The 8236-nt window shown below is 67.9% G+C and carries 9 protein-coding genes; 6 read left to right on the forward strand and 3 right to left on the reverse strand.

Features of this window, described 5'->3' with window-relative positions; all coding sequences use genetic code 11:
* Positions 1 to 544 (forward strand): NAD(P)H-dependent glycerol-3-phosphate dehydrogenase (locus HUK82_RS12600; protein ID WP_176614299.1); only part of this gene is annotated, 544 nt, incomplete at its 5' end.
* 2 nt (positions 545 to 546) lie between these two features.
* On the opposite strand, the gene HUK82_RS12605 is transcribed toward HUK82_RS12600, so the two are convergent.
* Complete coding sequence (locus tag HUK82_RS12605; RefSeq protein ID WP_264802212.1) at positions 547 to 1773, reverse strand: mechanosensitive ion channel family protein; 1227 nt, start codon at positions 1771 to 1773, stop codon at positions 547 to 549.
* Between the two features lie 124 nt (positions 1774 to 1897).
* Positions 1898 to 3124 (reverse strand): NupC/NupG family nucleoside CNT transporter, encoded by a 1227-nt coding sequence (locus tag HUK82_RS12610; protein WP_176614306.1) that lies wholly within the window; start codon positions 3122 to 3124, stop codon positions 1898 to 1900.
* Between the two features lie 210 nt (positions 3125 to 3334).
* Between HUK82_RS12610 and HUK82_RS12615 the strand changes: the two genes are divergently transcribed.
* Together HUK82_RS12615 and murJ are read left to right on the forward strand one after the other, a co-directional pair.
* The gene (locus HUK82_RS12615) at positions 3335 to 3820 is read left to right on the forward strand and encodes a glutathione peroxidase (protein ID WP_176614300.1); all 486 of its coding nucleotides are present in this window, start codon (positions 3335 to 3337) and stop codon (positions 3818 to 3820) included.
* Between the two features lie 21 nt (positions 3821 to 3841).
* A complete protein-coding gene (murJ, locus tag HUK82_RS12620) occupies positions 3842 to 5401 on the forward strand; it encodes a murein biosynthesis integral membrane protein MurJ (protein ID WP_176614301.1) in 1560 nt (519 codons plus the stop codon).
* Here the strand turns inward: murJ and HUK82_RS12625 are convergent.
* Positions 5398 to 5580, reverse strand: coding sequence for a hypothetical protein (locus HUK82_RS12625; RefSeq protein WP_176614302.1), 183 nt, complete (start codon positions 5578 to 5580; stop codon positions 5398 to 5400). The genes murJ and HUK82_RS12625 overlap by 4 nt on opposite strands.
* Positions 5581 to 5763: 183 nt before the next feature.
* Here HUK82_RS12625 and HUK82_RS12630 point away from each other — a divergent pair, with 183 nt between their 5' ends.
* The 3 genes from HUK82_RS12630 to HUK82_RS12640 form a co-directional block, all read left to right on the forward strand.
* Complete coding sequence (locus HUK82_RS12630; RefSeq protein WP_176614303.1) at positions 5764 to 6090, forward strand: hypothetical protein; 327 nt, start codon at positions 5764 to 5766, stop codon at positions 6088 to 6090.
* Complete coding sequence (locus tag HUK82_RS12635) at positions 6087 to 7103, forward strand: alpha/beta hydrolase (protein ID WP_176614304.1); 1017 nt, start codon at positions 6087 to 6089, stop codon at positions 7101 to 7103. The genes HUK82_RS12630 and HUK82_RS12635 overlap by 4 nt, the downstream gene beginning before the upstream one ends.
* A gap of 55 nt (positions 7104 to 7158) precedes the next feature.
* Positions 7159 to 8236: MutS N-terminal domain-containing protein (locus HUK82_RS12640; protein WP_456304202.1), on the forward strand; the 1078-nt coding region annotated here is incomplete at its 3' end.

Raw genomic sequence — 8236 nt, forward strand, 5'->3', positions numbered from 1 at the left:
CTCGCTCGCCGCGACGGACGGCGGACTGGCGGAGGCCATCGCCGGGCGCGTGTCCGGTCCGGCCCTGCGGCTGTATCCCAGCACCGATCCGCTGGGCGTGCAGATCGGGGGCGCGGCCAAGAACGTGATCGCCATTGCCGCCGGTGTCACGATCGGCGCGCGCCTTGGTGAAAACGCGCGGGCCGCCCTGATAACGCGCGCGATCGTCGAAATGGGGCGTCTGGCCGACGCCATGGGCGGACGCCCTGACACACTGGCAGGTCTGTCGGGCCTTGGCGATCTGATCCTGACCTGCACGGGGCCGAGTTCGCGTAATTTCAGCCTTGGGCTGGCGCTGGGCGAAGGCGTCCCACTGGCCGACATCCTTGCCCGGCGCAGCAGCGTGACCGAAGGGGTGGAGACCGCGCCGGCGCTGCTGGCCCTTGCCCGTCGTCATCAGATCGAAGTACCGATCATAGCGATGGTGACCCGGTTGCTGGCCGGCGAACTCACGCCCCAGCAGGCGCGCGACGCGTTGATGAGCCGGCCGACGCGGGGCGAATAACGTCAGCCAAACCGCGACGGCTCCCCCCCATGCCCCGGGTCTGCCTGGGCCTCCGACGGACGCCGGGCGACGTCGGGTGGTCGACGGATCGGCGGCGAAATCATCTCGTCCGTTGGCCACGCGCTGCTGTCCGGATCGGATGCGACGACTGCCATGCGGGCACGCGGCAGGGCCTCGGGACACTCCCGCCGCAGCCGCGCGACCATCTTCTCGCGAATCTCGCAGCCCAGATCCCAACTCTGCAACGCGTCACGGGCGCCGGCAATGATGCGTATCCGCATCGAGTCGGTGTCGGTCGCGGCCACCTGACACCCCAGTGTCCGCCCGTCCCACAGCGGGCAGGTGCGAATCACCTCCTCCAGTATCGCGCGGACGCGGTGCATGTCGGTCTGGTAGTCCAGATGCAGGAACACGACGCCGGTGATCGCCTCGGAATTATGCGTCCAGTTCTCGAACTGGTTTTCGAGGAAGAAGGAAATGGGCACGATGTGCCGGCGCATGTCCCACACCCGCAGCACGACATAGGTCGCGTTGATCTCCTCCACCCAGCACCAGTCGCCGTTGATGATGATCAGGTCTTCCATGCGGATCGGCTGGGTGATGGCGATCTGGATACCGGCGACCAGATTGGTCAGAAGCGGCCGTGCCGACAGACCGACGATCAGCGACGCCGCGCCGGCCGACGCGAACAGTGACACGCCGAACTGGCGCACGGCGCTGAACGTGGTCAGGGCGCTGGCCACCGTGATCAGTCCGACCAGGATTTCGATGGCGCGCCGCAGGATACGGATCTGGGTCTGGTGCGAGCGCGCGACGATGCGGTTGTCGCCGGCGCGGCCCACCAGCCGTTCGAGATAGATTTCCGTCACGATCCGGAACCCCCGGATAAGACCCACCCCGATCGCCAGAATGAACCCGACCAGGATCAGATGCCCGATCAGGCTTAGCGTCGCGTCCGAAAACCCCGTGGCCGCCGGCAGGGCCGCGCTGGCGGCCAGCAGCATCAGCATGATCCGGACCACGGGCTGAAGCTGGAGCAGCAATCGCCGCCAGAGCGGCACGTGGCGCAGGCCCGGCAGATGCAGCAGCGTATCCGACACCACCCGATTGAGCAGGAGGGCCACCAGTGCCGCGCCGATCAGGATCAGGGACGATGCCACCGGGGCCGGCATCCAGCCGAACCACTCCCGAACGGTCGTCAGAGAATGCAGATAATCGGTTCGCAACACGCGCGGGCGGTCCTTTCGGCACAACGGACAGGGACGGGATCGCGCATACAATGCGCGAGGAGGGCGAAAGTCGCACCCGGGGGTGCGTTCGGCCGTCCGCGTCGACCGTCGTGTCTCGGCCGGTTCAGCCGATGAACATGCCCGCGATCGCCGCGCTGGTCAGATTGGACAGGGAGCCGGCCAGCACGGCCCGCAACCCGTTGGCCGCCACCTCGGCACGCCGCTCCGGCGCGACGCTACCGAATCCCGCGATCAGGATACCGATCGACGACAGGTTGGCAAATCCGCACAGCGCGAAGGACCCGATCGCGGCCGAATGCTTCGACAGCGCACCCGTGTGCAGCATTGGCGCCAATTCAACATAAGCCACGAATTCGTTGAAAATCAGCTTCTGCCCGATCAGGCCACCAATGACCCTGCTCTCGCTCCATCCCGTGCCGATCGCCCAAGCCACTGGCGCGCAGACCACGCCCAGCGCCCCTTGCAGAGTCCACCCCGGATGCCCGATCAGGCTGCCCATCCATCCGACACAGCCGTTGAGCAGCGCAATCAGCCCGATGAACGCGATCAGCATCGCACCCACCGCCACCGCCACGTGCACGCCGCTCATCGCGCCGGTACCGATCACTTCGAAAATGGTCGCCGCACGCTCCTGTCCGAAACCCTCCACCTCGGGCAAGGGGCGGCTGCCGTCCTGAACCGGCATCAGCACATGCGCGAACATCAGGCCGCCGGGGATGGCCATGAAGGACGCCGCCAGAAGATAGTCCATCGGCACGCCCAACGCCGCATAGCCCGCCAGAACCGATCCCGCGATCGACGCCGTGCCGCTGCACATCACGGTCATCAGTTCCGCCCGTCCCATCGTGGGCACATACGGACGCAGGGCCACGGGCATCTCGCTCTGGCCAAGAAACACCGTCAGCACCGCGGAGAAACACGACAGCGGGCTGGCACCCGTGACCCGCACCAGCGCGCCGCCGATCACACGCGCCAGACGCTGCATGACCCCGTATTTATACAAGATGGCAATCAGCGCGCTGATATAGATGATCTGCGGCAGTACGCGCAGCGCGAAGACGAATCCGCCGCCATCGGGGAACAGAACATCCATGCGGGGGCCGATCAGGCCGCCGAACAAGAACCCGATTCCCGCGTTGCCACACGACAAAACGGCCTGCACCCCGGAGGCCAGCGCACGCAGGGCCGTCCGCCCCGGGGGCACGAACAGCACCAGAGCGCCGATCGCCAACTGCAACGCCAGCGTTCGCGCGACCCGGCCACGGTCAATCGACCGGCGATCGGTCGAAAAGATGACGGCCACCGCCAGAAGGGCCGCAAGCCCGATCATACCTCGTGCGATCTGAACCAGCACCCTGTCACTCCCACGCACACAGGGAGCCATCCGCGCCCTTCGTTTCGGCACGTTATCCACCGCGACGCGTCTGTCCAGCCGTCGTCGCGTCGTCACTCGTCAGCCACCGGGGCGGCAATCGACACCCCGACGCCCCTGCGCTATCTCACCAGATCGCTTCGCCCGCGCGCCCGAGGATCGATTGCCATGTCAGACTTCTACGATTTCGCCCTGCCCGGTCTCGACGGCGTGCCGATCGAGCTCTCGAAGCTGAAGGGCAAGGCGGTCCTTGTCGTCAATACTGCGTCGAAATGCGGCTTTACGCCGCAATATGAAGGACTTCAGGCGCTTTGGGCACGGCACCGCGCCAACGGACTGGTCGTCGTGGGCGTGCCGAGCGACGATTTCGGCCATCAGGAACCCGGCGACTCGGTCCAGATCGGTCAGTTCTGCGCGCGGAATTATGGCGTGAGTTTCCCGATGGCCGCGAAAAGCGACGTCACCGGCCCGCACACGATCCCCCTGTTTCGGTGGCTCGCCGCCAACGGGGGTTTCCTGTCGCGCCCACGCTGGAACTTCTACAAATACATCATCGGTCGCGACGGTTCATTGCGGACCTGGTTTACCTCGATCACATCGCCTGACAGCGAGCGGTTCCAGACCGCGATCGAGCGGGTCGTGCTCGACCATTGATACCGGACAGGTTACCCCGCCATGCTGCGCAGTTTTCTGACCGTCGGCGGCTGGACCATGCTCAGCCGTGTGCTGGGCCTCGTCCGTGACCAGCTGCTGGCGGCGTTCATGGGCGCAGGCCCACTACAGGACGCCTATCAGGTGGCGTTCCGCCTGCCCAACATGTTCCGGCGCCTGTTCGGCGAAGGGGCATTCAATGCCGCGTTCGTCCCGCAGTTTTCCGCGATCCTGACCACCGAAGGGCCGGACACGGCCCGCCGTTTCGCGCGCGAGGCGCTGGGCGTTCTGGTGTTCTGGCTGCTGGCACTGACCGCTCTGGGCGAGGTGTTCATGCCCGCGATCGTCAGCGTGATCGCACCGGGTTTCGGTCTGCACGGCGGCGGCGAACGCCACGATCTGGCTGTCAGCCTGTCGCGAATCACGTTCCCCTACCTGGTGCTGATCTGCGCGGCCGCCCTCGTCTCGGGCGTGCTGAACGGGATGGGGCGCTTTTCGGCGGCGGCGGCGGCCTATGCGACGTTCAACGTGGTCGGAATCGCCGCCATCCTTTGGCTTGCGCCCTTCACCGCGACGGTGGCGCATGCGGCGGCCTGGGGCATCACGGCCTCCGGCGTCGTGCAACTGGGTCTTCTTCTGGTCGCCGCGCGGCGCGCGGGCATGGAACTGGCGCTGCCCCGACCAAGGCTGACCCCGCAGATCCGCACCCTGATGCGCCGCATGGTGCCCGGGCTTGTCGGCAGCGGCATCTCGCAGATCAATCTGGTCGTCGACACCATCATCGCGACGCTGCTGCCCACCGGCAGCGTGTCGCTGATGTATTTCGCCGACCGGGTGAACCAGCTCCCTCTGGGCGTGCTCGGTGCGGCGGCCGGCACGACGCTTCTGCCCGAACTGACGCGCCATGTGGCCGCCGGGGACACGCGCGCCGCGCACGAGACGCAAAGCCGCGCGCTGGAATACGCCCTGATCCTGACGCTGCCGGCGACGCTGGCGCTGATCGTACTGGCGCGCCCGATCATGGCGACCCTGTTCGGCCATGGCGCTTTTTCCGCCCGTGACGCGGCGCTGTCGGCGCAGTCGCTTCAGGCCTATGCTATCGGGCTGCCCGCCTTCGTTCTGGTGAAGGTGCTCTCTCCGGGTTTTTTTGCGCGTGGGGATACGGCCACCCCGGTGCGCGTCGGCATCGCGACACTGGTGCTGAACTTCGCGCTCAACCTGTCACTCTATCGCCCGCTGGCCCATGTCGGGCCGCCGCTGGCCAGTTCTCTTGCGGCCTGCGCGAACGCAGCCGCCCTCGGTTGGCTCCTGCGTCGTCGCGCTGCACTCGCGCTCAGCCCCGGTTGCGCGGGGCGACTGGCGCGCATGATAGCGGCATCGTTCGTCATGACGGCCATGCTCGCGCTGGCCCAGATGACGCCGCTCGGCCATGTCGCGGACTGGACGACCCTGCCGCGTGTCATCGGCATGGCCGCTCTGGTCTGCCTGGGGACGGCGGTCTATGGGGCCGCCCTGCAGGCGTTGGGCGTCGCCGACAGCCGCGCGATCATGCGACGCCTTGCGACGAGGCTGAACCGTCGCTAGTCCCGGTCCTCCCGCGACGGGGGCTCGGGCCTTTCGGGCAGGGTCAATGGCTCGGGTATGGTGTCCGGATCGGTCTGCGGCCGGCCTTCCGGATGGGGGTCGGCGGCCCCCTCCGGCGGCATACCCTGCCCCGGTCCCGGCACGCGGCCGGTGGCGCAAACGTTCATCAGGTCGTCCATGACGTCGGCTCCTTTACCGGATATCAAACCCATTCTGGCGCTGAGGGTTGCGGCTGCCTCACGGGGTCTTCATCCGGGGTCGACATGTTTCGACACCGGTTTAACGGCGACCGCATGCGCTGCGTGCGCGTTCGTATCGGCTAGAGTGCCCGTCAATCCCGAGTCGCGAAGGATTCCGTCCTGATGATGCCCGTTGGTCCCCTCACACAAACCCATCGCGAGCAGCGGCTCGAGCGGATGATCGATCGCCTGCCGCCTAGGGCCGCGCGCGCCATGCGTTGGCTGCGCCGGCCGCAGGCGCGGCTCGCACGCCTTTTGGCCGGAGGCGCGCTGGTGATCGGGGGCTGTCTCGCGATCCTGCCAATCTTCGGCCTTTGGATGCTGCCGCTCGGGCTGATACTGTTGTGCCAGGACGTGCCGCCGTTGCAGCGCGGACTGGATCTCGTGCTCGACCGGATCGAGGCACGCCATCCGGACTGGATATACGGCAAGGGGGCTCCACGCTCATGACACGTTCGCCCAGCCGATTCCTTTTGTTCGCCGCGATAGGCGTTGCCGTCATTGTCGGAGGATGGGTCGCCGGCCCCCGCGTCGAGGCGGTGCGCCCCGTCGTTCATCTCCCCACCGTGCCGCAGGACGCGCAGGCCCTGACGGCCTTCATAGACGAAGAAGAGGCCCATGCCGGCCCGCTGCGCGACGACACCCGCGCGCGGATCGTCTGGGCCACACCGGATTCCCCGCACCGAACCGAATGCTCGATGGTCTATCTGCACGGGTTTTCGGCAAGCCAGGGCGAAGGCGGAGGCCTTCCGGCAGCCCTGGCCCGTCAGTTCGGCTGCAACCTGTATCTGGCCCGCCTGCCAGGCCACGGGCTGGCCGCACCGGACGCCATGGCCGGCCTCAACGCGCAGACGCTGGCCGACGGCGCCGCGCGCGCGCTGGCCATAGGCAACGCGCTGGGTGAACGCACGATCCTGATCGGCACGTCGACGGGCGGCTCACTCGCCCTGCTGCTGGCATCGCAGGTGCCCGAGCGGATCGGCGCCCTCGTCCTGTGGTCGCCGCTGGTGCGCGAACGCGGCAACAAGCTCGATCTACTGTTCCAGCCCTGGGGCCTGTGGGCACTGCGGCTGCTGCAGAACCGGGGCGGGGCGATCGTCCACAAGCCGTCGTCATCGCCGGTCTGGGCCAGCGATCTGCACGTCGACGGCTATCGCGCGCTGGCTGAACTTACGCGCGGCGCCATGAACGCCCGCACTTTCGGCGCCGTGACCGCGCCCACGTTCGTCGGCTACTACTACCGCGACGAGGCCCATCAGGATCAGACCGTGTCCGTCGCGGCGATCAAGGGCATGGCGGGCGCCCTGGGCACCCCCGCCGACCGCAAACGGGTCGTCGATTTTCCCGACGCGGGCACGCATGTGATCCCCTTCCCCGGCCTGTCGCAGGCCAGTGCCGGGGTCGAGGCGGCGAGCGCGGACTTCCTGCGCACGGTCGTCGGGCTAACCCCGGCAGCTCCTTGATGCGTCACAAAATCGGACTTACACGCCGGCGCCGACGCGGCTAAAGGAACGCCTCATGACGATTCCCTCCGCCGAGGGCGCCACGCCCGCCATGGCGCAATGGTTCGCGCTCAAGTCCGAACATCCCGATGCCCTGCTGTTCTTTCGCATGGGCGATTTTTACGAGCTGTTCTTCGCGGACGCACAGGCCGCCGCCAGTGCCCTCGACATCGCGCTGACCCACCGCGGCACGCATGGCGGCCAGCCGATACCCATGTGCGGCGTGCCCTACCACGCCGCCAGCGCCTATCTCGCCCGCCTGATCCGGCGCGGCTTCCGCGTCGCCGTGGCCGAACAGACCGAAGCCGCGCGAAAGCCCGGCCACACCGGACCCAAAGGGCCGCTGGCCCGCGCGATCGTGCGCGTCATCTCCCCCGGAACGCTGACCGAAGACGAACTGCTCGACGCCGGACGGCACAATCTTCTGCTCGCCCTCGCCACCCCCCCCGGGCGCGGCGCACGCGGGGCTGCCCGGTCATCGCAGGTGATCGGCGCCGCGTGGATCGACATCTCGACGGGCGTATTCGAAACGGCGACGACGACCCCCGCCGCCCTGCACGACGTGCTGGGTCGGCTCGATCCCGCCGAAATCCTGGCCCCCCCCGATCTCGATCTTGGCGACTACGCCGACCGGCGCGCGACCGAAATGCCGCCGTCATCCGCCGACAAGGCACGAATCCGCGTCGCCGACGCCTTCGGTGCCGGCAGCCTCGATGCGTTCGGCGATTTCACCGACGAGGAGGCAATTGCCGCAGCCGTCGCGCTGGACTACGCGCGGCGAAGCCAGGCGGGCAAGATGCCCCGACTGTCCAGCCCCCGCCATCAGGACAGCGGCGATACGCTGGGCCTCGACCCCGCGACGCGCGCCAGTCTGGACATCCTGCGCGCGCGCGACGGCGGCGCCGAACACACGCTGTTCGCCGCCGTCAACCGGACCGTCACCGGGGCCGGCGCGCGTCTTCTCGCCCAATGGCTTGCCGCGCCACTGACCGACCGGCGACGCATCATCGCGCGGCAGGACGGATGGCTCTGGCTCGCCGGGCACGCGGACGCCGCCGCATCTGTGGTGTCGACCCTCCGGCGAGCGCCGGACC

The sequence above is a fragment of the Ameyamaea chiangmaiensis genome (genome assembly GCF_013376175.1).
Taxonomy (GTDB): Bacteria; Pseudomonadota; Alphaproteobacteria; order Acetobacterales; family Acetobacteraceae; genus Ameyamaea; species Ameyamaea chiangmaiensis.